We start from the raw sequence: 25936 nt of genomic DNA on the forward strand, positions 1-25936 counted from the left end.
CGCAACACACACAAGCCCCGGCCAAGGCACGGGGCTTTCTGGCGTTCAGGATCCCGCTAATCGGCGGCAAAACGCCACCAGGCGGCATCGCCCGTGCTGGCCAGCCTGGCTGAATCCGAGCGCGAGCCGCAAGCGCAGGTCCATTGCGGAACCTTTTTGCGCTGCAGCAAATATCAAAATGCTTTGGTCCTTTTCAAATTGCTTCATACACAAGGCCGGTATCTATCCGTTTAGATACCGTGATTTAGGGGCAATCGTTGGACCATCATCAACCTGTTCGTCGCCCGTCGCGGGCGAACTTTCTGCGCGCGCAAGCCAGCCTGGCTGCCATGGCGGTCGTCTTGCCAGCCCATGCCTGGGCGCAATGCGCGGAAACGACGGACACTGCGGTGACCTGTACCGGCACTTCCAGCGATGGTTATGTCATCACGCGTTCGGGTACGGCCCTGACGGTTGACGAGGGCGCCAGCCTCAACACCAACGGCCCGGCGGCGATCACGGTAGCGATGCCGGCCACAGCGTCGTTTCAGTCGCGCTATGCCACGATCACGGTCAACGGTGCTGTGTCGAATACGGGGACTGCGGGCATCGCCGTGCTATCTGGGCCAGCCGATTCCAGCGGCACCGATTTTGCCGGCTCCAGCGTCAATCTTAGCGTTGGCGAGAACGGCACGGTCGCGGGCGCGTACGGCATCACCTTGGCGAGAAGCCCTGGCAATCCCTATGGCAGCACCTGGCTGTCGATCGCCAATGCCGGCACCATCACCGGCACGAGTGGCGTGGCGATCTACGATACCAACCCCAATTTCAGCTTCAACACGATCTACAACACCGCCAGCGGGTTTATCGGCGCGATCCAGGCCAATGCCGCAATTCGCAACAGCGGCACGATCGACGGCGGGACGCTGAGCGCGATCGCGCCATCGCTGGGCAATAGCGCATATTATCGCACGGTATGGAACGACGGCACGATCACGTCTGGCAGTGCCAGCCCCACCATCGCGCTCAGCTATGGCACGGTGACCAACAGCGGGACGATCAGCAACACCGGCAGCGGGGCTGCGATCGGCGGTGCGTCATACCTGACGCTGACCAACCTTGCGGGCGGCACGATCAGCGCCAGTGGCGCCAGCGTGATCGACGGAACGCCGGTCCAGGCGGACATTACCAACAGTGGCGTGATCACCAACACCGGCAATGGCACGATCATTGCCACTGGCAGCGGCACGCTCAATGTCACCAACGCTGCCGGCGGCGTGATCTCGGTCAAGCCCGGCAATACCGCGTTGAGCACGCAAGGCAGCTTCAACCTGGTGAACCAGGGCACAATCGTCGGCAATGTCCTCACCGGGTCTGGCAACAGCACGATCGATTCATCCCACGGGTCGATCGCCGGCAATGTCGTGTTCGGATCGGGCGATGACGTGCTGGTGGCGACGCTCAACGGCGGGAACCTGGTAACTGGCATTTCCGGCGCAATCGATGGCGGCGCCGGGGTCAACACCCTGAAGCTGGTGACCAGCAGCGATGCGACACTGTCGGCAGCGCCGGTGCTGCCGACGCATTTCACCCAGCTCAGCCTGGCGCCCATCTTTGGCACGACGCTGACCGTGGCAAGCGCCTATCCCGCCGTGTCGTCGCTCTACTTCGATAGTGCTGGAACGCTCTTGAACCAGGCCAGGATCAGCGGGACCGGAACGGTGGTGAGCAACACTTCGTTCTATCCAGCGGGCGGAACGTTCGTGAACGAGGGCACTATTACCAGCCAGACCGGCGGTGATGCTTATGCCGTCGACCTTGCCAATACCGTCATCGATAACAAGGCATCCATTTCCGCAAGCGGCAATGGCCTCAGGACAAACGGCGACAATTTCACCAATAGCGGCACGATCACCGCGGGCGGCACGGCTGCCTCGGTCTATACTGGCTCGGGCTTCAGCAACAGCGGCACGATCCGTTCGACCGGCGGAACTGCCCTGGAACTGACCTATACCTGTATCTGCACATCCGGCACCAACAGCGGCACGATTGCTGGAGCGACGACCGGGGTTCTGCTGGGTGACGGGATCCTGACCAATACCGGACAGATCAGCGCGTCTGGAACGGCCGTGATGCTGGGAGCCTATGCCCAGATCGATAACCGCGCCGGGGGGATCATCACCGGCGGCAGTGCCGCCGTCGCGCCAAGCGAGTCCTGGGCATTTTACATCCGTGTCTATAACGCCGGCACGATCAATGGGGACGTCAAGATCGCCACTCGCACTGGCAACTCCTCCTATGGCGGGACGATGTACATTGCGACCAGTGGTGGGATGCTCAACGGCAATCTGACCCTGGGGCGGGATGACGTGCTGATGACCACGCTGAGTGGGCCGGGAACCAGCGGCTTTGCCGGGATCAACGGCGTGGTTCAGGCGGATCATTCGGAATTGCGATATGACGTGACGGGCGACGCGAGCGCCACCCTGGCGCTGCCCAGTGGCTTTGCCCGCGTCGGCTATCAGGTTGCGAGCGGCACCACCCTGGCATTGCATGCCGATGGAACCTGGGGTTCCACGGTGAGCATCGCCGGCACCGGCAATGTCGTGCTGAGCGGTACGGTCGCCACGACCGACATGGTGGCCTTGGGCACGACGTCGGTGATTCCGACCCAGGCCACTGGATACAATGGCAGCGTCGCGAGCATACCTGCCACGATCACCAACAATGGCACGCTGTCAGCCACGCGCAGCGGTACGACCAATCCGGTGGGCACGGTCGTGCTGCCCACGGCATACTATTCCTATGAGACGGGCACGACGTTCATCAACAACGGGACTGTCCGCCTGACCGACAGCTCTTCGGGCGGCAATACTATTAACTATTATGGCGCCGTCACCGCGCAAGCCGTGGTGAATGCCGGCACGATCGTGGCCGATGGCAGTGTGGGCGTGACTGCCAGCACACTGACGAACACGGGCAGTATCACCGCGAGCCAAAGCGCGGTGCAAATGATCGGCACCACGGTGAACAACAGCGGCGCGCTCGTCAGCACGGGTGGCGCTGCCATCGCCATGTCGACCAATGGCTATTACAGCGGGACAAACCAGGTGACCAACCTGGCTGGTGGCACGATCACCGGCGTTGGCGACGCGGTGGAGATGGGCGGTGGGTTGGTGCGCAACGCTGGCGTCATCAACGGGACTGTCGATCTGGGTTATTCCCAAGTCTATGACCGCGCTTACAACAGCGGCGTCTATATTGCTGATGGCGGGACGATCAACGGGAACCTGCTGTTCGGCGACGGCAATGATCAGCTGATCGAGACGGGAGCCGGTTTCGGCGTGACCGGCATGATCGATGGTGGAGCAGGCACCAACTCGGTGGGGCACCTGCGCAGCGGCACGGCAACCGTAACGCTGGGCGAGGCATTGCCCGCAGGTTTCACGCAGGAACTCGCGATCGCCGACGGCGCCGACGCGCAGGTCACTATCGCCGGGCCATCCGGCTATACCGGCAACATCTTGGTCGCTGGTACCGGCACGATCATCAACCAGCTGGCCACGACCGGCGGCGTAAGCACGCTCTCGGGCTATACCGTCCAACTCGTGCCTGGCCTGCAGGGCGATCTGGCGGGCTTCGTCAATCGCGCGGATATCGGCCGGGCCTGGGTGGCCACGGCGTTGTTCGACAATAGCGCCAGCATTGGTTCGCCGACCTTGACGGGGTCTGCCGTTGCGGCGTGGAGCAGATCCAGCCTGACTTTCAACAACAGCGGCAGCATCGGGAACAATGGCGTAAGCCCGGCTGTCGACCTGGCGGCCAATACCTTCGCTGGCAGCAGTGTGACCAACAGCGGCGTGATCAGTGGCGGCCTCAGCATCGTGGATGGCGGTTACAGCTATCCACCGACAGCAGAAGCCGGCACCCTCACGATCGTCAACAGTGGCACGATCACGGGCTTCACGCCGCAGACCGATCCCGATTGGTACGGCTATGGGCAGCCCGTCGGCTATGCCGTTTCTGTCGCGGCTGACGTCAGCAACATGGTCTCGTTTGACAACAGTGGCCGTATCGTTGGGAACGTCTATCTGTTGAGCGGCAATGCCACGCTGATCAACAGCGGATCGATCACGGGCGACATCGTGACCCGCAGCGGTGACGACCGTCTGGTGATGAACGGTGCGTTTGCCGGATCGATCTATGCCGGCGGCGGCACCAATGTGCTGGAAATCAACGGTGGCAGCCAGGCCGCACCAGTGGCGTTGGACACGGTAATCGGGGTTTCGAGCCTGACCCAAAGCGGTGGATTTGCCACACTGGCAAACCAGGGCAGTTTTGGCAGCGTGGTGCTGACCGGTGGGCGGCTCGTTGGCCTGGCCGGCTCGGTGATGTACGCCGACAGCATTACCGTGGGGCGTGGCGCGGTGTTCGGTTCGGCGGGCACGGTCAACGGCAATATCACGGTGAGCGGCACGCTCAGCCCAGGTGCGTCGCCTGGGACGATGACGGTCAATGGCAACGTGCTGCTGGCCACCGGATCGACCACGGTGTTCGAAATCGCGCCCAGTGCCCGTGACAAGCTGAACATCAACGGGACGCTGACGATCAATTCCGGGAGCACGTTGCAGATCGTGGCGACCACGCCGGTCAAGGTCGGTTCCACGCTGGACCTGATCAGTGCATCGGGCGGGGTGACCGGCCAGTTTGACACGGTAACGGGCCTGGCCGGTTCGCTGCGCACCTTGGCCAACGGTGACCTGGGCCTGCTGGTGCAGTTTGCCAATGCCCCGGGCTATGCGCCGCAGGTGCGCCGCGCGATCGGCTATATCAACACTGCCATGGCGGCGGCCGATGCACCAGCGGCGCTGTTCCCCGCGCTCGACAGCTTGCAGGACAGCCAGGGTGCACCGATCGTTGCAGCGTTCGCACGCCTGACGCCAGAACCCTATGCCGATGCGCTGCAGATCGGCACGGAAACCGCGCTGGCCCTGGCCAGCACCACCCGGACAATGGGCGAGGCCGAGGCGCGTGGCGACAGCCATGTCTTCGGGTTTGGCCAGATGGTGGGTGGCACGCGCCAGTTCAGTGCCAATGGCGCGCAAGGAGTGAGCGCGGCAACGCTCAATGGCTATGGCGGCCTGGTTGGCCTGGGTGTCGGTGGCGAAGGCTATGCCGTCGCTGCCTATGTCGGGTGGATGGACCGCCACCAGACGATTGCCAGCCTGGGTGCATCAACCAAGGCCAGCGGCGCGATCGGCGGCGTGACCGCGCGGTTTGGCGGAAAAACCCGCGTGACGCTGTCTGCCAGCTATGACGATGCCGATGCCTTTACCCGCCGCACCGTGCCCGATGTCGGGGTGATCACGGCCAGCTATTCGCTGCCCAGCTGGTCTTTCGATGCCTCGCTCAGCCGCACGGTCCCGCTGGGATCGGGTTGGTTGTTGCGTCCGCAAGTGGGCACGACCTGGGTGCGGACCAGCCACGAGGCGATCCAGGAAGCGAGCGCCCATCCCTTTGCCCTCGATGTGGCGCGGGCGCGCCTGACCCAAGGCTTCGTCGACGCCGGGCTCGGCTTCGAGACCGCGCCGGATGCCGCCTCGCCGTGGCGTCGCTTTGTCACGCTGGGCATGCGCTATCGCGTGCAGGGGCGCCAGGCGCGCGCGTTTGCCAGCCTGGCGGGCTCGACCGACGAGCTGGAGGCCGTGGGTGTGCGGCGCAACCGCTTGAGTGCCAGCCTGGTGGCTGGCGTCGAGTATCAGATGGCGCCGGGCGCCAAGCTGTTCCTCACCGGTTCGGGCGAGTTGGGCGCACCCAGCAATGGCGGCAGCGCCACGGCAGGGCTTCGCTTCCGGCTGTGATTCCCGGCGCTCAGGACAGGCGGCGAACCGCCTCGTCCTGGGCGATCAGGGGCAGCAGGGCGTTCATGTCCGGCCCGTGGTCCATGCCGGTCAGCGCCTGGCGCAGCGGCAGGAACAGGGCCTTGCCCTTGCGGCCGGTGCTGTCTTTGAGCGCGGCAGTAAGCGCGGGCCAGGGATTGGCCCAATCGAGCGCGGCGGCAACCTGCGCGGCTTGAGACAGGAAGGCGCGGGTCTCTTCATCGAACGCCGGCGAGGCAATCGGCCCCTGGATCACCTGCCACCAATCGGCCGCTTCGCCGATGTGGGCCAGGTTGGGGCGGATCGCTTCCCACGCCGCCGCGCCCATGCCGGCGGGCAGCAGGGCAGCGACGCGGTCATAGGGCAGGCGATGGACCACGGCGGCGTTGACGCGTTGCAGTTCCGCCTCGTCAAACCGGGCTGGCGCGCGGCCGAAATGGGCGAGATTGAAACTGGCGGCGAGGTCTGCCGCGTCGAGCGCCGGATCGACCGGATCGGACGTGCCGAGGCGGGCGAGCAGGGCAACCAGGGCTTCGGGCTCGATTCCCGCCTCGCGCAAGTCGGCCACGCCGAGCGAGCCCAGGCGCTTGGACAGCTTGCCCTCGCTGCCGGTCAGCAGCGCTTCGTGGGCAAAGCGGGGGGGCTGGGCGTTGAGAGCCAGGAACATCTGCACTTGCGTGGCGGTGTTCGACACGTGGTCTTCGCCGCGCAGCACATCGGTTACGCCCATTTCAATATCGTCGATCGCGCTGGGCAGCATATAGAGCCACGAGCCATCGGCGCGGCGCACCACCGGATCGGACATCTGGCGCGGATCGAAATGCTGCGGCCCGCGAATGCCATCGTCCCAGGTGATCGGGGTGTCGTGATCCAGCATGAAGCGCCAGTGCGGCTTGTCACCGGCAGCGGCGCGGGCGGCGTGATCGGCCTCGGTCAGGGAAAGGGCGGCGCGGTCATAGATCGGCGGCAACCCGCGCCCGAGCAGGATCTTGCGTTTCAGATCAAGTTCCTGCGCGGTTTCATAGCAGCGATAGAGCCGGCCCTGGGTGATCAGTCGCTCGAACGCGGCCTCGTAAATGGCAAAGCGCGCAGACTGGCGCTCTTCGCGCTCGGGATGGAGGCCAAGCCAGGCAAGATCAGCGCGGATCGCTTCGACATGCTCCTCGCGGCTGCGTGCCGCATCGGTATCGTCGATGCGCAGCAGGAAGCGCCCACCATGCTTTTGCGCCAGCAACCAGTTGTGCAGCGCGGTGCGGATGTTGCCGACATGCAGGCGGCCGGTGGGCGAGGGCGCAAAGCGGGTAACCACAGTCATGGCCCGCGCTATAGCGCGATTGGCGGCCAAGGCCAGCCGGGGACTTATCCGAACAGGCGCGGCGCCAGCTGGGCAACCTCGGCATCGGTCAGTTCGATGTGGAATACATCGGCGAGGGTGCGCTGCCAGGCGGCTGCATCGAGAAGTTCGCTGACGTCGCGCCCATGCGCGGTCTGCACTGTCATCTGGCGATCGAGCAGCGAGGCAAAGCCCTGCGGCTGCACGATCGAGACGATGCAGGCCTGGGTAAAGCGCGATTCCGGCCGGGTGGCGACCCAGTGGTTGGCCATGGCCAGGTCCAGCGCAGCCACTTCGGTGGTGTCGAAGCTGTATTGCGCCTCCCACGTGGCGCCGTCCTGGCTGCGTTCCACCTCCCATTCGCCGCGCAGCGAGCCGGGCGCGCGGGCGCGGCGCAGGCGGTGGCGATAGCCATCGGCAGCGAGCGCGCTGGCGCCGTCAGCCAGCGGCATGGGCGGCACATAGGACGAACCGAAACCGGCATCGGCCAGCCACTGCTCGCCGGCCAGCGTCACCAGGCTGAACGTGTGGGTGCGCGGTGGCACCACGCCGGGCAAGACCCGCAACCATACCCGTGCCAGCAGCGGCCGCGTGGGCATGCCCATGGTGGCCAGCATCGCCCCGAACAGGCGATTATGTTCAAAGCAATAGCCGCCGCGCGGCCGATCGACCAGTTTGCCCCGGATATCGGCCGGTTCCAGGCCGATGCCCCGGCCCAGCATCACGTCAAGATTTTCAAACCCGATCGCCTGGCGATGGGCGCGCTGCACCTGTTCGAGGCCCTGCGGCGTGGCAGCGGGGGCGGCGGCAAGGCCGATGCGGGCGAGATAGCTGGGCAGATCGCAGATCATGCGCCGCCACTTAACGGCTATGGCCTACAAGGCAATCACCAGATCGCGGGTGATCTGGTCTACGCTGGTGCAGCCGCATTGCGCCATGGCCAGTTCGAATCCGGTGCGCAGGATGTGCAGCATATGCGCCACGCCGGCCATGCCGCCCACCGCCAGGGCATGGTATTGCGGCGCGCCGACCAGCACCGCCCGCGCGCCCAGCGCCATGGCCTTGAGCACATCGGTGCCGCTGCGGATACCTCCATCGAACAGCAGCGGATAGTCGGCGCCCAGCGCGGCATGCATCGCCGGCAGCAGCATCAGCGCGGGCGCCACGCCATCGAGCACGCGCCCGGCATGGTTGGAGACGATCACCCCATCGGCCCCGGCATCGCGGGCGCGCAGCGCGTCATCGGGGTGGAGCAAGCCCTTGACCACCAAAGGCAGCGTGGTTTCGCGGCGCAGCCAGGCCAGGGTGTCCCAGGTTGGGGCCTGCGCGGCGAGCGCGCTGCCGAAGACCAGCTGGCCGCTGTGGGCATGGGTGTGATGACGCGGCGGCGCCTGCCCGGCAAGATTGGCTGCCTCCACGCCGGGCGGCAGAGTGAACTCGGCACGCTTGATGGCGGCATCCACCGTTACCACCAAGGCGCAATAGCCGGCTGCCTCGGCCCGGCGCACCAGGGCGAGCGTGTCTGCCGGATCGGGCTGGACATAGAGCTGGAACCAGGCGGGCGGCGGCGCGGGGCGCTGCAATTCCCTGGCCGCATCGTGCAGGGCCTGGATGATCGCTTCCAGCGTCCCGCTCGACAAGGTGCTGGCCACCAGCGCGGTGTCGAGCGCGGCGGCGGCCTGGGCCGTGGCGATTTCTCCCTGGGCATGGGCCAGCCGCTGATAGGCCACCGGGGCGAGCAGGATCGGCGCGGCGTGGGCCTGGCCGAACAGCATGGTGCCGGTGCTGCCGCCATCGAGCGGGCGCAGCATGCGCGGCACCAGGCCCCAGCGCGCCAGGGCGGCACGGTTGGCAGCGGTGTGGCCCTGCTGGATATGTGCCCAGGTGGCCGGATCGATGAGTGCGGCGGCGTGCCGCTCATAATCATCCAGCGTGGCGATGTCCGCCGGCAGGGGCGCGCCGGTCATGGCTGCGACCAGCGGCGCAGCAGATTGTGATAGACGCCGGTGAGCGCCGCGACCGAGGGATGATCGGGCTGGTCGGCGGCAAGGGCCTGGATCGCCTGGTCCATCTCGAACAGGCTGCGGCGGTCGGCCTCGGCCGGGACCAGGCTTTGCGTCCAGAAGAATGCGGCCAGGCGGGCGCCCCGCGTCACCGGGGTGACATGGTGGTGGCTGGTACCGGGATAGAGCACCATGTCACCTGCGGCGAGCTTTACCCGGTGCGCGCCATAGCTGTCTTCCACCACCAGTTCGCCGCCGTCGTATTCGTGTGGATCGGACAGGAACAGGGTGCTGGAAATGTCGGTGCGCACATAGGTGTCGGTGCCGGGCATGCGGAACAGGGCGTTGTCGATGTGGCTGCCATAAGTGCCGCCGCCTTCATAGCGGTTGAAACGCGGCGGCAGCACGCGCAGCGGCAGCGCGGCGGCGATGAACAGCGGCGTCTGGCCGAGCCGTTCGAGAATGCGCTGGCCCAGCGCGGAGCCCACCGCGCTGTCGAGCGGCAATTGCAGGTTGGCCTTGGCGCGCACGGCGAGATGGCCGGCGGTGGCGCGGCCGTCTTCCCATTCGGCCTGGGCCAGCGCGGCGCGGGCCTGCACCACGTCGTCCGGCGAAAGGACGCCGGGAATATGCAGCATCATGGCAGTGGCTTTCAGCCTTGCAGCACGAAGGGAATGGACACCAGGCCCTGGACCATCACGGTTTGCCCGTTCTGGCGCGTCGGTGTCCAGCGCCAATGGCGCACGGCGGCCAGTGCGGCGCGATCGAGCCGGTCAAACCCGCTGGAGCGGGACAGGCCGATATCGGCGACACGGCCATCGAGCCCCACCGTGACATTGAGCACGACAGTGCCCTGCTCGCGCGCGCGGCGCGAATCGATGGGGTAGCGCGGCGGGCTGGCATCTACCAGGTTGGCCGACAGATCGCGGCCCTTGGCAATCGCTGGCGCGGCCGGTGCGGCCGGGGCTGGCGCCGCCACCGGGGCTGGCGCAGCGGCCGGGGCGGGGGTGGGCACGACAACCGGCGCGGCGACGGGGGCGGTGGCGATCGTCGGTGCGGGCAAGGCCAGTGTAATCGGTGGCGGCGGCGCCACGATGGGCGAGGCAGGCTGCACCGGCGCGCGCGGTGGCTGCTGCGCGGCCTGAGGCGGCGGCGGTGGTGGTGGCGTGAGATCAGCCGAAAGGCGCACCGCCGTGAGCGTGTGATGGCGCGGCTTGGCCGCCACGATGCCCAGCGACAGGAAAGCCACGAGCAATGCGCCAACGGCAGCGCCCGCCCCGATCATGGCCAGCCCGCGCGGTCGGCTCGGTTCATAGCGCGCAGGCTGCCAGGTGGCAGGCCGCAGCGGCACGACCTCTCCGCGCAGGCCGGACGATGCCTGGCGCGGCGCAAGGGTTGGCGTTGCGATCAAACTGGCCTGGCTGCTCACTATTCTGGCCCCCGTTGGCGGTTTGGCAGGTTATTGAGAGTCATTCGCATAGCCGCTTCTCCGGCGCGAGTCGAGAGAATAGATCGCAATAGCGTTCCGAGCCTTCGGCCAGATGGCTCTGACCGTGTGCATGGGGGCTACATTGCGGACGTCTCACCGCCCGTGGCGATGGCGGATTTCTAGGTCGCGCGGTGCTTAGGAGCCTTGAGGCAGATCAAATTGGCGAATCATTATCAATAGCGTTGCGACTGATAGCAATTCGCATTAAAGCGCTCTGCGGCATCGGCGGGGCCGGATGCGCATGCCCGCCGGGACCAGGGATCGGCGCAAGCGCGCCGCAGCCTGCCGCAACGAATGATATGTTTCGCGCAAAGGATGAATGAGTGAGGGACAGTTTTGATCGTGCCGGTGCGGCGGGGGCCGCCGGTTTTCTCGCGCTGGGTTGCATCAGTCTGATCGCGGGTGCCGCACCCGCCCTAGCCCAGGATGCAACGGCCGCGCAAAACCCCGAGCCGCGCGTGCTGGGCGGCGTGACCGTCACCGATACCGCCATTACCGAGGGCAGCTACAAGACCGAACGGGCCGCATCGCCCAAGTACACCGCCCCGCTGCTCGATACGCCGCGCACGGTCACGGTGATCCCCGCGCAGGTGCTGCAGGACAATGCCACGGCCAGCCTGGCCGATGCGCTGCGCTTCGTGCCGGGCATCACCCTGGGCGCGGGCGAAGGCGGCAATCCGCAGGGCGATCGGCCGTTCATCCGTGGCGCCGATGCGCAGAACAGCCTGTTCCTCGATGGCGTGCGCGATATCGGCGCGCAGTCTCGCGATGTCTTTGCCGTGGACCAGATCGAGGTGGTCAAGGGTTCGGACAGCACGATGAACGGGCGCGGCAGCGTGGGCGGGGCGATCAACCTCGTGCCCAAGCAGCCGACCGGCGAGCGCTTTGCCAATGTCTCGGCCGCTACCGGCACGGCGGAATATCGCCGGGTCACGGCCGATGTGAACCAGCCGATCGGCAATGTCGGCCTGCGCGTGGCCGCGATGTATCACGACCAGCACGTGGCCGGCCGCGACGCCGTGTGGCAGGATCGCTGGGGCGTGGCGCCCTCGGTTAAGTTCGGCCTGTCTGGTCCGACCAGTCTGACGCTGGATTACTATCACCTGGAAAGCCACGAACTGCCGGATTCGGGCATTCCCTATCTGCGCACCACCGCCAATGCGCCGGCCGGCTATAGCGAAACCACCGTGGCCGCGACGCCACGCACGGCGTTCTATGGCCTGGTGGATCGCGATTTCCGCCACACCCTGGTCAACACCGGCACGGCCCGCCTCGAACACCATTTCGCCAATGGGCTGACCTTGCGCAACACCACGCGCTATGGCGTGTCGAGCCAGGGCTATGTCCTGACCCAGCCCGACGATAGCCAGGGCAACGTGATCAACGGCAATGTCTGGCGCCGGGCCAACAGCCGCTACAGCCGCACCACCGGCTTTATCAACCAGACGGATTTCTACGGCACGTTCACGCTGGGCGGGATCAAGAACAGCTTTGCCCTGACCGGCGAGGTCAGCCGCGAAACCGCCGATGTCGGCAACTATGTGTCGAATGCGGCCACGGGAACGGCGATCGCCACCGGCATCAGCGCCGCGGGTGGCCGCTGCGGCGCCGCGTCGATTGCCGCCTTCAACTGCACCAGCCTGGCCAATCCCAATCCTTACGACCGCTGGGTCAGCTATACTGCCGATGGATCGGGCGTAACCGCGCCGATCACGCTTTCGGCCGAAAGGACCTGGACCAGGTCGCGCACCAACACCCAGGCGGTGTCGTTGTTCGATACGGTGAACTTTTCAGATGCGCTGCTGCTCAACCTGGGGCTGCGCTATGATCACTATGTCACGCGCGTCAGCCCTGGCCTGCTGGCGACGGCCCCGGATGAAAGCGGCCGCGCGTGGTACAGCCGGATCGACAACCTGTGGACCTGGCAGGCCGGCCTGACGTGGAAGCCTGCGTCCAACGGCAGCATCTATGCCTCGGCCTCCACCGCCGCCACGCCGCCGGGTTCCTATCTGGCCAATGGCAGCGACAGCAACGCGCTCAACACCACCAGCCAGGCGATCACCGATGCCCTCAAGGTGGAGCGCACCCGCAGTTATGAAGTGGGCACAAAGTGGAACGTCTTCGGCGAAGGGCTGTCGCTAACCCTTGCCGCGTTCCAGACCGAAACCACCAATGCCCGCGCCACCGATGCCAACGGCACCGTGACCTTCATCGGCAACAAGCGGGTCAAGGGCATCGAGGTTTCGGCCAGCGGCAACATCACCGATCGCTGGAATGTCTTTGGTGGCTATACTTATATGGATTCCACCATCATCAATGGCGGCACCACCGCAGTTACCGCAGGGGGCGTCACCTATTACGTACCCTCGCCCAGCACCGGACAGCGCTTTCCCAACACGCCCGACCACAGCTTTACCGCCAACACCACCTACCGGGCGACCGACCGCCTCTCGCTGGGCGCCAACGCGCTCTACATGAGCAAGGTCTATGGCGGTTATGGCGCGGCGGTGAGCGGCGGCGTGGTGACCAAGACCCTGGCGCGCTATGTGCCCGGCTATTGGCGGTTCGACGCCAATGCCAGCTTCCAGGTTACGCCGCGCTTCTCGCTTCAGGCCAATATCAACAACCTGTTCGACAAGCGCTATTACGACAAGGCCTATGCCTCGCACTTTGCCAGCCAGGCTGCGGGCCGCACGGCGATCCTCACGGCCAACGTGAAGCTCTAACGGCTATTGCATTGCCAAGCAAAAGGCCGCCGGAGACAATCCGGCGGCCTTTCTTGTGGCTATCATGCTATCAGTGTTAGCATGATTATTCCATCATCGCTGCCAATGCCGGGCTAAGCCACTCGCCACCCGACGGATCGACCAACCGCGTGGCGAGATTTTCGCGCACGGCCACAGCGTGGGCCTGGGCTGGCGCCATCACGATCAGCGCGCTGGCCCAGGCATCGGCCATTGCGCCATGGCGGTGCAGCACGGTTGCCGCCCCATGGCCCTGGCCAGGCCGGCCCGTGGCGGGGTCGATGGTGTGCAGGCCCAGATAGCTGCCCGAGGTCGCCATGCTCAACTGGTGCAGCGCCACGCGCAGCGGCGCCAGGTTGGCGCCGGGCGGGCTTTCCACGTCTACCCACCACGGATCGCCATCGGGACGCAGTCCGCGCCCGGTGCATTCGCCGCCCACCTCGACCAGGGCGTGGCGCAGGCCCTGCGCGGCCAACAGATCGGCCAGGGTGTCTGCGGCATATCCCTTGGCCACGCCCGACAGATCGAGCCACACGCCGCCGGGCTGGCGCAACCAGGCGTGTGCCAGGATCAGCCGCTGCCAGCCTGAAGCCGTGCTGGCGGCGGCCAGTGTGGCGCTGTCGGGCGGGGCGGGGTGGCGGCGGGAGCCGAGGCTCCAGGCGTCGGTCAGGCGGCCGATGGCGGGATCGAACGCGCCATGGCTCGCCCGCGCCACGGCCAAAGCATGGTGCAGCACGCCGGCGAGGTCTTCATCCACATGCAGCCAGGTTCCCGGTGCCGCGCGGTTGAAGCGCATCAGCAGGCTGCCGGGCTGCCAGTGGCTGAGCGCCCGCTCCATCCGGTCGAGCCGCGCCTGGATGAGGGCATGCAACGCGGCGCGGTCCGCGCTGCCAGCCGGATGGGCCAGGCGCACCTGCCAGCGCGTGCCCATGGTCAGGCCCGACAGGATGACGATCGGCGCCGCCGGATCGAACCCGGCAAGGCTGTCCGGGTCGATCGCGGTGGGCACAGCAAGGCGCAACATCCGGTTTGCCTGGTCGGGCAGGGTCAGGGCGCCACGACTTCCAGCGTGGTGGTATAGCTGGTGCGGCGATGGGCGGCGCGCGGGTTGGCCGGGTGATCGTCCGTCAGGCTGGCGTTCAGCCAATAGAACCCGGGCACCGGCCATTTCACCGTGACCGTGCCATCGGCGGCAGTGGTCAGTTCCTGCGCGCCCTCGATATCGCGATAGCGTTTGGCGCCAGGGATCACCGTCACCTTGAGCTTGGCCGCCGGCTGCCCATCGATCAGGAAGCGGAACTTGCCCGGCTCGTCGCTCACCAGTTCATCGGGATGGGTGATGGGCACCATTTCCAGCCCCTTGCCGCTGGGGGCAAAGGCCTGCGTCGTGGGGGTGCCGGCGGTGACGAACACGAAGTTGCGGTTGAGCGTTTCGGTCAGGTTTACCTCGGTGGCATCGGCGGGAATATCCGCCAGGCTGGCCACCATGTGATCGGGTGCGATCTGCGGGCGGGGGCCGCCTTCGCCACCACCCGGTCCGCCGGGGCCACCGGGACCAGCCGGGCCCCCCGGCATCATGCCGCGCGGCGGCGCACCCATTCCCGCTTGGCCGCCTGGGCCGCCCGTGCCGCCGGGACCGCCTGGGCGGCGCATGCCCAGCCCCCACAGCTCGCCATTCACCTTGAACGTGCCAGAAAGATTGGCCATTTCCGTGCCGATCTTCCAGGTGCCGGGCTTGTCGATCGCTACGTCGAACACCGATCGCGTGCGCAGCCGCGCGGCGTTTTCGATCTTGCCCGGCGTACCATCGGGCGCCCAGACCTTGACCTGGTCAACCCCCAGCGGGAAGTGATCGGGATAGAACAGGTCGTTGGAAATGGCCGCATCGACGGTGACCGATTGGTTGGTATCGGCCAGCACGGTGATCGAGGGCAGCAGCCACATGCGATGCGCCCGGGCGGGCGCGCCAAGTGCCAGCGCCATGAGCGGCGCGGCGAGTGCCAGAGTCTTGCGGTTCATCGGGTCGGTCCTCTCAACGCAGGGAAACGGTCACCTGGCCCAGTTCGGCCCGGCCGCTGGCGCCAGCCGGAGCGGGCTTGGCTGGCACCGAGAACGGCACCTGCACCAGTTCGCGGCCGCCGGTTTCGCGCGCCGCTTCCACGAACAGGGTATAGGCCCCGGGCCGGAGCCCGGCGGGCAGCGGGATGCGATAGGCGCCCGGCGCGCGGGTCTGGCCGGAAAGACCATCGGCTGGCAGGCCCAGCGAACGGCCGCCCTTGCGCCACCAGCTGCGCAGGTCACCCAGCCACTTGGTGCCCGGTTCGCGACCTACCTTCTTGATATCGTACCACACCCATAGCGTGCGGGCCTGGCCGCCGCCGGCCGGCTCGATCCATCCGGCCACATAGGGCCGGTGGTATTCGGCCACCGACAGGCGCGGGACGGTGACAGTGATCACGCCGGCGGGCGCGGCGGGGGCGGCCAGGGCCAGCTGCGGCGCGGCGAGCGCGCCAGCAACAAGCGGAAGGGACTTGCGCATCGACAGGGGTTTCCCTTGCGGTCAGTGGATGAAGAACAGGGCGATACCCGCCGGAACCACCAGCCCCAGCGCCACCAGCGGCCAGGTGGCGGGGCGATGGCGGGCGTGCAGCTGCAACAGGATCAGCCCGGTCAGCGTGAAGACCACGCAGGCCAGCGCGAACACATCGATGAACCAGAACCACACCGTGCCGGTGTTGCGGCCCTTGTGCAGATCGTTGGCCCAGGAAATCCAGCCGCGATCGGTCTTTTCCGAGGTGATCGCGCCGCTGTGGCGGTTGACGCTGACCCAGCGGTCGGTGCCGGGGCCAGGCATGGCAACATAGACTTCATCGTCAGACCATTCGCCCGCGTGCCCCTGGGGATCGATGCCCACGGCGCGCGCCACGGCCTGGGCCACAGGCGCGGGCAGCGGCGCATCGCTGGCCGCTGGCGCGGCTGCGATCTGTGCCAGCAGCGGGGCGGGCAGGGCAGCGTTGCGATCGACCACCACCGGCTCGGCATTGATCTGCGCGGCATGGTTGAGCGTGATGCCGGTGATGGCGAACAGCATCATGCCGACCAGCGCCACCGCCGCGCTGATCCAGTGCCAGGTATGCAGCTGCTTGAGCCAGAACTGCCTGGCCTTGCGCGCTTTCTTCGCCTGGTTGCGGTCTGGCGCCAGGGCCGCATCAGGGCGCGGCGCCGCGTGGGGCGGGGCAGCAGGCGGGCGCGGGCGGTCGATCTGGTCAAGCGTGGTCAAGGCGGGTCCGTAGCTGGCGGGCTGGAGTTGGTACTGCTCTTAACCTAATGCGAGTCATTTGCAAGTTTGTGGTTGTATCACGGCTGTTACGGGTTTGCCCTGCTCCGCAATTCCCCGGAACCCGTCTACCGCGCGGGATTAAGCATCGCCACGCTAGGAAAAGCGCGAAATCCGCCCATGGAGTGTTCTTCGATGCTGAGCGTGCGCACGCGGCAAGCAACGCGGCTGGTCATCGGCCTGATCGTGGTCGCCATCACCCTGGCGGCGTTCGTGGTCGCGCAGATCCGCTTTGGCGGCCCGATGCATCACGAAAGCCTGCTGCAGGACGAACTCCTGGCCGATATCCTGCCGCCACCGTGCTTTGTGGTGGAACCCTATCTGCATACCACGCTGATGCTCGACGATCCCGCCCGCGCCAATGCCGAGATGAAGGCCCTGGCCGAGGAGGAAGCCCAGTTCAAGGAGCGCCAGGCCTATTGGCAGGCCGCGCCCGTGCCCGATGCAATGCGCGCGCCGGTGCAGGCCGTGCTCGATGCCGAAGTGGCGTTCTGGAAGACCGTGGACGAGCAGTTCCTGCCCGCGGCACGGCGGGGCGATCTGGCGGCGATGCGGGCAATCCACGCCGGGCCGCTGCGCCAGGCCTATGCCTTGCAGCACCAGCGCGTCGATGCGCTGGTCACGCTGTCCAATACCAACCGCGCCCGCCTGCTCGAAAGCGGCTATCGCCAGGTCATGGTCTCGCTGGTCGGCACCGGCCTGCTTGCCGCGCTGGTGCTGGTATTGGTCGTATATGTGGGGCACCTGCTGCGCCAGCGGGTGATCGCTCCGCTGGTCGATACCGCCGATGGCATTGTCGATATGGCGCAGGGCGCGCTGGATCGCCCGCTGGCAGGCGCCGAGCGGGTGGACGAGATCGGGCAGATCGTGCGGGCGATGGACGTATTTCGCGCCGCGGCACAAACGCGCGAGGCCGATCGGGCGGCGCAGGGCCGGGTGGTCGATGCCCTGGCCCATGGGCTGGACGTGATTGCCGGCAAGGATCTGGAGCAGCGGATCGATGCGACGTTCCCGCCCGGCTTCGAGGCGCTGCGCACCAACTATAACACTGCAATCGCCGCCATGGCCGGGGCGCTGCGCGGCGTGCGCGTGGGGGCCAACCGCGTGGCCCGCGCCATCGCCGAAATCCGCGCCGCATCCGAAGACCTGGCCCAGCGCAACGAGGAACAGGCGGCCAGCCTGGCCACGACGGCAGGCTCGCTCGACAGCGTGACCCGCAGCGTTGGCGAAACCGCGCAGCGCGCCGCCAGCGTGCAGAGCGCGATCGGCGCTGCCCAGGAAGAAGCGGCTGCCGGTGGCGACGTAGTCACCCGCGCGGTGGCGGCGATGGCGGCGATCGAGGCATCGTCGGCGCGGATCGGCCAGATCATCAGCGTGATCGACGGCATCGCCTTTCAGACCAACCTGCTCGCGCTCAACGCGGGGGTGGAGGCAGCCCGCGCCGGAGACGCTGGCAAGGGCTTTGCCGTGGTTGCCTCCGAAGTGCGCGCGCTGGCGCAGCGCTCTGCCGATGCAGCCCGCGATATCAAGGCCCTGATCAGCGAAAGCACCGAGCAGGTGAGCCACGGCGTGACGCTGGTGGGCGAGACCGGCGCGCGATTGGGCGGCATCGTCACGCGGGTGGAAGAGATCGGCGGCCTGGTTTCGGGCATTGCGCAAGCCGCGATCGACCAGGCCGACAAGCTGCGCGACGTAAACCGCGCGGTCAGTGACATGGACCGCATGACCCAGCAGAACGCGGCCATGGTCGAACAGTCATCGGCCGCCACCCGCAGCCTGGCCGAAGAGGCCGAAGCGCTGGCCCGGCTGGTATCCACCTTCCGCACCCGCGACGTGGCCAATCGCCCGGCTCATGTGGCCAGGCCCCAGGACCTGCGCCGCGCCTCGATGCGCGAGGATGCCCAGCCAGGCCCGCGCCTGGCACTGGCGGCGGGGTAGCCTGCATCCGCCGATGCCTTGGGAGTGCTCTGTATAAAGTTCGTTGAAGGCCGGGCACATGGCCTCTACAGCTATGGCGCCGGCAATGTTTTTGTCGCTACGGCCGGTCAGGCGTAACGCACCGATCGCCGCAGCAGCGGTGACACGCGTCATCGCGCGCACGAGGACACGGCAGACACCAGCATTCGCGTGCTGGCTATGTCCGGCACATGTTTCGGGGCCGCCCCTGAACGGGAGAAAGCCGTGTTGTCGAGAGTGCCCTTTCCGGTCCGTTTTCCCATTCCCGCCCCGATCATGGCTTTGGCTGTGGCCTGCGGTCTGGTCCTGGCGCCGGCCCCGGAGGCCCTGGCCCAGGCAGAGCCCCAGGCTCAGGATAGCCAGGCCCAGACCAGTCAGGTCCAGACCAGTCAGGCCACGCCTTCCGCCGCTCCCACGGTGGCCGTGCCGCAGGTTGCCGGGCCGGGGCTACCAACCTTGAGCAATGCCGACGGCAATCTTGCCCAGCGGCTGATCACCGGCAGCCAGGCCACCCGTTGCCGGCCCGGCCGCAGCGCCGATGGCGCGATCGTGGTCTGCGGCGGCGCCGAAGCGCGGGAGAAGGAGCGCCTGCCGCTGCGCGACCAGACCGATACCGCGCAATCGACCAACGATGGCCTGCCCCGCGCGCCCAATGTATTTGGCATGGCGCCGTGCAAGGGCAATGGCGCCTGCGTCGGCTTTGGCAGCGTGCCGCCGCCGATGTATTACTTCGATATCACCGCCCTGCCGCCGCCGCCGCCCGGATCGGATGCCGATCGCATCGCCAAGGGCGAGATCCGCGCACCCTGAGCGAGGCTGGTCGCTGGATATGAAAAGGGCCTGGAAAGCGATGCTTTCCGGGCCCTTTTCAGTTTGTCGGCGGCTTGCGGGCCTACTCGTCGAGGATCGGCAGGACCACCGGCGGTTCGGTCAGGCAGGGGGAATCGCACAGCAGGGCCATGGCCCTGCCGATCGCGCTTTCCGGGCCATCGTGCGTCACCATATGCACCAGCACGGTATCGGCATCGCCGGCAGCCAGGCCCGGGGTGCCCTTCTGGATAAGGCTTTCGATCGAAACCCCGGCGTCACGCATCGCGGCGGTGATCTCGGCTAGTGCGCCGGGGCGATCGGCCACGTTGAAGCGGATATAGGCGCTGCCGATGCGATCGCCGGTCTCGGCCGCCGGGGCCTCGCCCAGTTCGGCCACGGGGATGGAGAACGGCGTGCCGATATCGCCACGCGCAATGTCGATCAGGTCGGCCACCACGGCGCTGGCGGTCGGTCCGTCGCCGGCCCCGGCACCCTGGAACAGCAGGCGACCGACAAAGTTGCCTTCGGCCACCACAGCGTTGGTGGCGCCATCGACATGGGCCAGCGGGTGGTCACGGTGCACCAGATGCGGCTGCACGCGCTGCACCAGGCGGCGCTGGCCGCTGGCGTCCACTTCGGTATCGGCCATGCCGATCAGGCGGATGTAATAGCCCAGCACATCGGCCTGGGCGATATCGGCGGCAAGCAGGCGGCGGATGCCGCGCGTCGTCACGCTCTTGAAATCCATCCGCGTGCCGAACGCCACGCTCGACAGGATCGCCAGCTTGTGCGCGGCATCGATGCCGTCGATGTCGAACGTGGGATCAGCTTCGGCATAGCCCTTGGCCTGGGCTTCGGCGAGCACGTCGGCAAAGTCGCGGCCGGTATCCTCCATGGTGGAGAGGATATAGTTGCAGGTGCCGTTGAGGATGCCATAGACGCGCTTGATATCGTTGGCGGCCATGCCTTCCTTGAGGCTCTTGATCACCGGGATGCCGCCGGCCACGGCCGCCTCGAACTTGAGCGCGGCATCGGCCTTTTCGGCCAGCGCGGCCAGTTCCAGGCCATGGTGGGCGATCATCGCCTTGTTGGCCGTGACCAGATCTTTGCCCGCAGCCAGCGTATTGCGCGCCAGCGTCAGCGCCGGGCCGTCAGACCCGCCGACCAGTTCGACCACCACGTCCACGTCGGGCCGGGCGGCCATCGCGGTCATGTCGTCTTCCCAGGCATAGCGCGACAGGTCCACGCCGCGGTCCTTGCTGCGATCGCGGGCCGCTACGGCCACGATCTCGATCCGCCGCTCGGCCCGGCGGGCGATCAGATCGGCATTGGTTTCGATCAGCCGGATCACGCCACCGCCAACGGTGCCCAGGCCGGCGAGCGCGATGCGCAAGGGTTCGCTCATGGTCTTCCCACTTCTCGTCTTGTTCTCTGGCGTCTTGTTCTCTGGCCGGTGCCCTAGTTCAGCACCGGCCAAAAGGCCAGCATCAGTGCGCAGTTCTCAGTGCGGCGGGCGATTGCGCGTGCAGGGGCCCAGCTCGCGGATCACCTGGGCATAGTCTTCGCTGGCGATCTGGCGATCGTCGGCCGTGCCGCTGATCACGCTGCGGGGCGGCAGCTCGGGCGGCAGGGCGCAGGCCAGGCGATACCATGCCAGGGTTTCGGGCTGGGGCGGCTTGGCCGATTGGTCGACGATCTCGGAAAAGCTCACGCCCCAGGTGGTCCGTTCGCCGGGGCGGCGCAGGATCGAAAGCGAGGCGGGCTTGCCATCGGGGGTGGAGAGGAACACCTGTGTTTCGCCCTCGCCGGTCAGGTTGCCGGGCACGTGCATGGTCTCGCGCACCCCGGTGATCACCGGCGGCTGGCCGTGGTTGACCAGTTCGGTCAGGATCGGGCGCAGCCGCGCTTCCAGCTCGGGCGTCCAGGGCAGCATCGCATCGGGCGACACCAGCTTGAGCTCGCCCGGGCGGCCGTTGACCGGATCGGCCAGCAGCAGCACCGGCATCTTGCGCAGCTTGGGCACCTTGCCCCGCGCATCGAGCGGTACGTCGGCCAGGAAGCTAAGCGTATCGGCAATGTCGGGGCCGACCAGCAGGGCGGTGGTGCGCGCCTCTATATAGAGGCGCACCTTGCCCGGCGCGACATCGGCAGACAGCGCCGGATTGATCTTGGAAACCGCGGTGATTTCTGCCTTGGCCACGATGTGCGCGGGCAGGGCAAGGTCGACAAGATCGGCGTAGGTCAGCGCCGGAGCGTCAAGAGTGCGAATCATGGGCGGCGCCGATTGTGCGTGCAGGGGCGCCGAAATGCTTGCAAACACCAGCATGCCAGCGACAAAATTTCGCATCGGATGCGCGGATTTGGGCATATTCCTCCTTCCGTGCGGCGCAGCGCCGCAAAATTGCTAAGATTTCCTTGCGATTGCGGGACGCATCGCTGAATCATGGCTTAACCGATAAAGCATTTGCGCCCTTATAGGTTCGGCGTTAAAGCTCCCGATCGTTCGGGCAAACAAAAAACCAAGTCCGAACCATGCCGCCGCCGGGCCCTCTGCGTCCGATGTCGGCGGTCCGGGTTGTTCGGCAGGGTGGAATGAAATCGCTGGATTGTCTCGTCGGCCGGAACGGTGATTCCGGGCGTCGGTCCTTTTCGGGCGCGATTGGCGTTGTCCTGTGGGCGATGTGTCGGGCTTGGCTAGGACGTTCAGGAGTAATGGAGCTGAATGGCATACGCTGACCAACAGATGAGCGGTAACAAGATCACCGCGCTCATCATCGTTGCTGTTCTTCATGTCGTCGTGGGGTATGCGCTGGTCACCGGCCTTGCCTACTCGGCGTTCAAGAAGATCAAGGACGTGACCACCGCGGTCAAGATCGAAGAGGAAAAGCCGAAGGAGCCGCCACCGCCGCCCCCGAAGCAGCCTGATCAACCGCCGCCACCGATCGTTGCGCCGCCGCCGCCGATCAACCTGAATCTGGCTCCTCCGCCGATTCAGGCTGTGACGACGCCGCCGCCGGTCGCACCGCCGCCGACTCCGGTCGTGCTGCCTCCGGCTCCGCCGGCTCCCCCGGCCCCGCCGCCGCCGCCGCCGCCGGTTCCCGGCACGCCGCGTGGCAACCCGGGTGACTGGGTGACGTCGAACGACTACCCCTCGCGCGCACTGCGTGAAGGCGCCGAAGGGACGACCGGCTTCCGTCTGGAATATGACGCCAGCGGCCGGCCAACCAACTGCTCGGTTACGCGCTCTTCGGGCAACCAAGAGTTGGACGCTGCAACGTGCCAGAACCTGATGCGCCGTGCGCGCTTCAAGCCCGGCACCCAGAACGGCCAGCCGGTCGGCAGCACGTACAGCAGTTCGGTGCGTTGGCAGATCCCGAAGGATTGATGATCTCCATCACCCCTTCGGATATGCCATCGTCCATGCGCAGCCTTTTGCACTTGCTATCGAATTCTTGAGAGGAAGACCCGAATGTTTATCCAGACGCTTGCCGCTGCTGCGGCCAATGCCGCGCCGCAGAACAAGTTCGGCTTCGTTGAAGCCCTGCAGGCTGGCGGTTTCATTTCGTACGCCACGGTGACCATCCTGGGCATCATGTCGTTCGGCTCGTTCTTCATCCTGTTCACCAAGTACTTCGAACAGGCGAAGATCCTTGGCCAGTACAAGGCGCTCGCCAACTTCTGGCGCGCCCCCACCCTGCGCGAAGGCGCTGCCAAGCTGGACAAGAACAGCGCATGGCGCCAGCTCGTCGACGACGGCATCGCCGCTGAAGACCAGCACGCCAAGATGACCGACTCCCTGGAAGCCCATGACTGGCTGCACGGTTCGCTCGCTCGCTCGGAAGCTTCGATCAACGCTCGCCTCGCTGGCGGCCTGCCCTTCCTCGCCACCGTGGGCGCCACCGCGCCGTTCATCGGTCTGTTCGGTACCGTGGTCGGCATCTACCGCGCTCTGATCGCCATCGGCCTCGCCGGTTCGGCCTCGATCGACAAGGTCGCGGGTCCGGTCGGTGAAGCTCTGATCATGACCGCGCTGGGTCTGCTCGTCGCCGTGCCGGCCGTGCTTGCCTACAACTGGCTGCAGTCGCGCAACAAGAAGATCGCCGAGCTGCTCCAGGGCTTCTCGACCGACGTTCTTGCCAACATCACCTCGAAGGGCGCCGTGAAGCCCGCCGTTGGTCCGGCTCCGGCCGCCAAGCCGGCTGCCCCGGTTGCTGCTCCGGTCAAGAAGTAAGCTGTCACCCCAAGGCCGGCAGCAATCCTGTCGCCGGCCTTGTCCGCAGAACGCGGGTCATGGCCAGGGCGGCCCTTTCAAGCCCACACCCTGGCCCCTCCCGCGGCTTCAATCGGATAGGATGTAACCAATGGCAATGTCTGTAGGCGGCGCTGGCGGAGAAGAACGCCCGATGTCGGACATCAACACCACGCCGCTCGTGGACGTGATGCTGGTGCTGCTGATCATCTTCCTCATCGCGGTGCCGGTCGCGATCCAGACCATCGAAAAGCTCAAGGTTCCCGTCCTTGCCTCGGAAGAAACCCAGGACAAGGTGGAAAACCTGCTTCTCGCTGTTGTGGCGACCGACGCGAATGGCCGTAGCCCGCGCGAACCGGGCTATCAGGGCTCTTCTCGCAACGGCGAATGCCGCGTCTATTTCAACAACGTGACTCCGGTGGACAACACCGAGCTGTACAAGCAGGCTTTCGATCGTCTCGACGCGATCGTGAAGCGTGAAGGCGGCGCGGCCAACATGGACCCGGAAAAGATCCCCGAAGTGCACATCCGTGGCGACGTCAATGTTCCGTGGAAGTGTGTCGCCGGTGCGATCTACAACGTGCAGGCTGCGGGCTATCCCAAGGTCGGCTTCATCTCCACCCCGGTCGATCCCAACGGCTAACGCCTGACGGACACCGTCCGGGGCGTGTCCTTCGGGGCACGCACGGCGAACAGGAGTAAAACCCATGGCAATGAGCGGCGGCAAGGACGATGGCGCGCCGATGATGGAAATGAACACGACGCCGTTGATCGACGTCATGCTCGTGCTCCTCATCATGTTCATCATTACCATCCCCGTGGCCACGCACTCGGTCAACGTGAACCTGCCGCAGGCGACCCCGCCTACGAACATGCCTCACGTTGACCCGGTGAAGAACAAGCTGATCCTGACTCAGACCGGTCAGATCCTCTGGAATGGCTCGACCATTACCGAAGGCAACCTGATCTCGCTGCTGCAGGCGACCAAGGCGATGAATCCGGAACCGGAACTGCAGTTCCAGCCGGAAGCCTATGCCAGCTATGAAACGGCCAACCGGCTGCTGAAGGACATCACCGAATCTAAGGTGACCAAGTTCGGCTTCGTCGGGAACGAAAACTACGCCACCTTCGGCAAGGCGGCGCAGTAAGCCCTAACCGGCCCGTTTCCTCCGGCTGCCACGCCGGAAACCCGATCAAGGGGCGGAGTGATCCGCCCCTTTTTCTTTGCCTGCGCCCCAGGCACGGCGACCTTGTTTCGCCGGTCAGAGGATTTCGAACACTTTCTCCTTGGGCCGGCACAGGCGCACGCCCTTGTCGGTTTCCACCAGCGGGCGCTCGATCAGCTTGGGCTCTGCCACCATGGCGGCCAGCACGGTGGCGTCATCGGCCTGCGGCAGGCCGCGCTCGGCCGCATCGGTGCCCTTGAGGCGCAGGCCCTGTTGCGGGGTGACGCCGGCATCGCGATAGAGCTGCGTCAGCTTCTCCGCGCTCGGCGGGGTCTTGAGATATTCGATCACCGTCACCTGCGCGCCGGCCTCGTGAAGCAGGGCCAGCGTATTGCGCGAAGTGCCGCAGGCGGGATTGTGCCAGATCGTGGCATGCATGGTCGTTCTCCTTAATGCGGAAAGGGTCAGTAGCCGCCGGTGGTCGCCGTGCGCGGCGCTGGCAGACGGATCGGGGGTTCCTGGCCGCGCAGGATGCGCCCGGCGCGCTGCACCGCGCGGACCAGGCGGGGCTGTACGCCGCAGCGGCAGACATGGGGCAGCGCGGCGGCAATGTCGGCCTCGGCCGGATCGGCATTGTGCGCCAGTAGGGCGGCGGCGGCCATGACCAGGCCGGGTGTGCAGAAACCGCACTGGATCGCCTGTTCGGCGGCAAAGGCCTGCTGCACCGGATGGTTACGATCGGGTGAGAGCCCTTCGATCGTGGTCACGCTGCGGCCCTCGGCCTCGCCCAGCGACAGCGTGCAACTGGGCATTGCCTGACCATCGACCATGACCGTGCAGGCGCCACATTCCCCGGTGCCACAGCCGTATTTCGTGCCGGTGAGATTGGCGGCATCACGCAGCGCCCACAACAGCGGCGTGTCGTCGGGCAGGCGAATGTCGAGTGGCTGGGCATTGATAGTAAGGCTGGCCATGGCACCCGGTTATAGTG

21 protein-coding genes are annotated in these 25936 nt (G+C 66.4%); 8 read left to right on the forward strand and 13 right to left on the reverse strand.

Annotation, left to right across the window (positions count from 1 at the left end; translation table 11 throughout):
- The first annotated feature begins 329 nt into the window (after positions 1-329).
- A complete protein-coding gene (locus tag IP65_RS18345; protein WP_054132587.1) occupies positions 330-5840 on the forward strand; it encodes a hypothetical protein in 5511 nt (1836 codons plus the stop codon).
- A 10-nt stretch (positions 5841-5850) separates the two neighbouring features.
- On the opposite strand, the gene gltX is transcribed toward IP65_RS18345, so the two are convergent.
- The 5 genes from gltX to IP65_RS18370 are packed head-to-tail and all read right to left on the reverse strand — an operon-like array spanning position 5851 to position 10623.
- Positions 5851-7173, reverse strand: a complete 1323-nt coding sequence (gltX, locus tag IP65_RS18350) for a glutamate--tRNA ligase (protein ID WP_054132588.1) — start codon at positions 7171-7173, stop codon at positions 5851-5853.
- 44 nt (positions 7174-7217) lie between these two features.
- On the reverse strand, positions 7218-8042 hold the full coding sequence (locus tag IP65_RS18355) for an arylamine N-acetyltransferase (protein WP_171797612.1): 825 nt from the start codon (positions 8040-8042) through the stop codon (positions 7218-7220).
- A 24-nt stretch (positions 8043-8066) separates the two neighbouring features.
- Positions 8067-9158: an alpha-hydroxy acid oxidase gene (locus tag IP65_RS18360; RefSeq protein ID WP_054132589.1), complete on the reverse strand. Its 1092-nt coding sequence runs from the start codon at positions 9156-9158 to the stop codon at positions 8067-8069.
- Positions 9155-9835, reverse strand: coding sequence for a Fe2+-dependent dioxygenase (locus IP65_RS18365; protein WP_054132590.1), 681 nt, complete (start codon positions 9833-9835; stop codon positions 9155-9157). The genes IP65_RS18360 and IP65_RS18365 overlap by 4 nt, the downstream gene beginning before the upstream one ends.
- Positions 9836-9846: 11 nt before the next feature.
- Entirely contained in the window at positions 9847-10623 is a 777-nt protein-coding gene (locus IP65_RS18370) for an energy transducer TonB (RefSeq protein ID WP_054132591.1), read from the reverse strand.
- Positions 10624-11006: 383 nt separating this feature from the next.
- Between IP65_RS18370 and IP65_RS18375 the strand changes: the two genes are divergently transcribed.
- Positions 11007-13409: a TonB-dependent siderophore receptor gene (locus IP65_RS18375; RefSeq protein WP_054132592.1), complete on the forward strand. Its 2403-nt coding sequence runs from the start codon at positions 11007-11009 to the stop codon at positions 13407-13409.
- 85 nt (positions 13410-13494) lie between these two features.
- Here IP65_RS18375 and IP65_RS18380 read toward each other — a convergent pair whose 3' ends face one another.
- The 4 genes from IP65_RS18380 to IP65_RS18395 are packed head-to-tail and all read right to left on the reverse strand — an operon-like array spanning position 13495 to position 16629.
- Positions 13495-14451: an FAD:protein FMN transferase gene (locus IP65_RS18380; RefSeq protein WP_369801312.1), complete on the reverse strand. Its 957-nt coding sequence runs from the start codon at positions 14449-14451 to the stop codon at positions 13495-13497.
- 23 nt (positions 14452-14474) lie between these two features.
- Positions 14475-15446 carry a DUF4198 domain-containing protein gene (locus tag IP65_RS18385; RefSeq protein ID WP_054132593.1) on the reverse strand — a complete coding sequence of 324 codons (972 nt, stop codon included), beginning with the start codon at positions 15444-15446 and terminating at the stop codon, positions 14475-14477.
- Between the two features lie 13 nt (positions 15447-15459).
- A complete protein-coding gene (locus IP65_RS18390; RefSeq protein WP_054132594.1) occupies positions 15460-15966 on the reverse strand; it encodes a DUF2271 domain-containing protein in 507 nt (168 codons plus the stop codon).
- Between the two features lie 21 nt (positions 15967-15987).
- Positions 15988-16629, reverse strand: a complete 642-nt coding sequence (locus IP65_RS18395) for a PepSY-associated TM helix domain-containing protein (protein WP_054132621.1) — start codon at positions 16627-16629, stop codon at positions 15988-15990.
- Between the two features lie 270 nt (positions 16630-16899).
- Here IP65_RS18395 and IP65_RS18400 point away from each other — a divergent pair, with 270 nt between their 5' ends.
- Together IP65_RS18400 and IP65_RS18405 are read left to right on the forward strand one after the other, a co-directional pair.
- Complete coding sequence (locus IP65_RS18400; RefSeq protein ID WP_054132595.1) at positions 16900-18702, forward strand: methyl-accepting chemotaxis protein; 1803 nt, start codon at positions 16900-16902, stop codon at positions 18700-18702.
- A gap of 294 nt (positions 18703-18996) precedes the next feature.
- Positions 18997-19530, forward strand: a complete 534-nt coding sequence (locus IP65_RS18405; RefSeq protein WP_054132596.1) for a hypothetical protein — start codon at positions 18997-18999, stop codon at positions 19528-19530.
- An 82-nt stretch (positions 19531-19612) separates the two neighbouring features.
- On the opposite strand, the gene IP65_RS18410 is transcribed toward IP65_RS18405, so the two are convergent.
- Together IP65_RS18410 and IP65_RS18415 are read right to left on the reverse strand one after the other, a co-directional pair.
- Entirely contained in the window at positions 19613-20935 is a 1323-nt protein-coding gene (locus tag IP65_RS18410) for a homoserine dehydrogenase (protein WP_054132597.1), read from the reverse strand.
- 96 nt (positions 20936-21031) lie between these two features.
- A complete protein-coding gene (locus IP65_RS18415; protein ID WP_107718762.1) occupies positions 21032-21802 on the reverse strand; it encodes a hypothetical protein in 771 nt (256 codons plus the stop codon).
- 450 nt (positions 21803-22252) lie between these two features.
- Here IP65_RS18415 and IP65_RS18420 point away from each other — a divergent pair, with 450 nt between their 5' ends.
- From IP65_RS18420 to IP65_RS18435, 4 genes are all read left to right on the forward strand, one after another.
- Positions 22253-22915: an energy transducer TonB gene (locus tag IP65_RS18420; protein ID WP_022675740.1), complete on the forward strand. Its 663-nt coding sequence runs from the start codon at positions 22253-22255 to the stop codon at positions 22913-22915.
- Positions 22916-22999: 84 nt separating this feature from the next.
- The gene (locus tag IP65_RS18425) at positions 23000-23761 is read left to right on the forward strand and encodes a MotA/TolQ/ExbB proton channel family protein (protein ID WP_022675739.1); all 762 of its coding nucleotides are present in this window, start codon (positions 23000-23002) and stop codon (positions 23759-23761) included.
- A gap of 130 nt (positions 23762-23891) precedes the next feature.
- Positions 23892-24422: a biopolymer transporter ExbD gene (locus tag IP65_RS18430; RefSeq protein ID WP_082209053.1), complete on the forward strand. Its 531-nt coding sequence runs from the start codon at positions 23892-23894 to the stop codon at positions 24420-24422.
- Between the two features lie 64 nt (positions 24423-24486).
- On the forward strand, positions 24487-24927 hold the full coding sequence (locus tag IP65_RS18435) for a biopolymer transporter ExbD (RefSeq protein WP_028657722.1): 441 nt from the start codon (positions 24487-24489) through the stop codon (positions 24925-24927).
- Positions 24928-25041: 114 nt separating this feature from the next.
- Here the strand turns inward: IP65_RS18435 and arsC are convergent, their stop codons facing one another.
- Positions 25042-25383, reverse strand: coding sequence for an arsenate reductase (glutaredoxin) (gene arsC / locus IP65_RS18440; protein ID WP_054132598.1), 342 nt, complete (start codon positions 25381-25383; stop codon positions 25042-25044).
- A gap of 26 nt (positions 25384-25409) precedes the next feature.
- The gene (locus IP65_RS18445) at positions 25410-25919 is read right to left on the reverse strand and encodes a (2Fe-2S)-binding protein (protein ID WP_028657721.1); all 510 of its coding nucleotides are present in this window, start codon (positions 25917-25919) and stop codon (positions 25410-25412) included.
- Positions 25920-25936: the final 17 nt, after the last annotated feature.

This window comes from Novosphingobium sp. AAP1, from assembly GCF_001295765.1.
Classification (GTDB): Bacteria; Pseudomonadota; Alphaproteobacteria; order Sphingomonadales; family Sphingomonadaceae; genus Novosphingobium; species Novosphingobium capsulatum.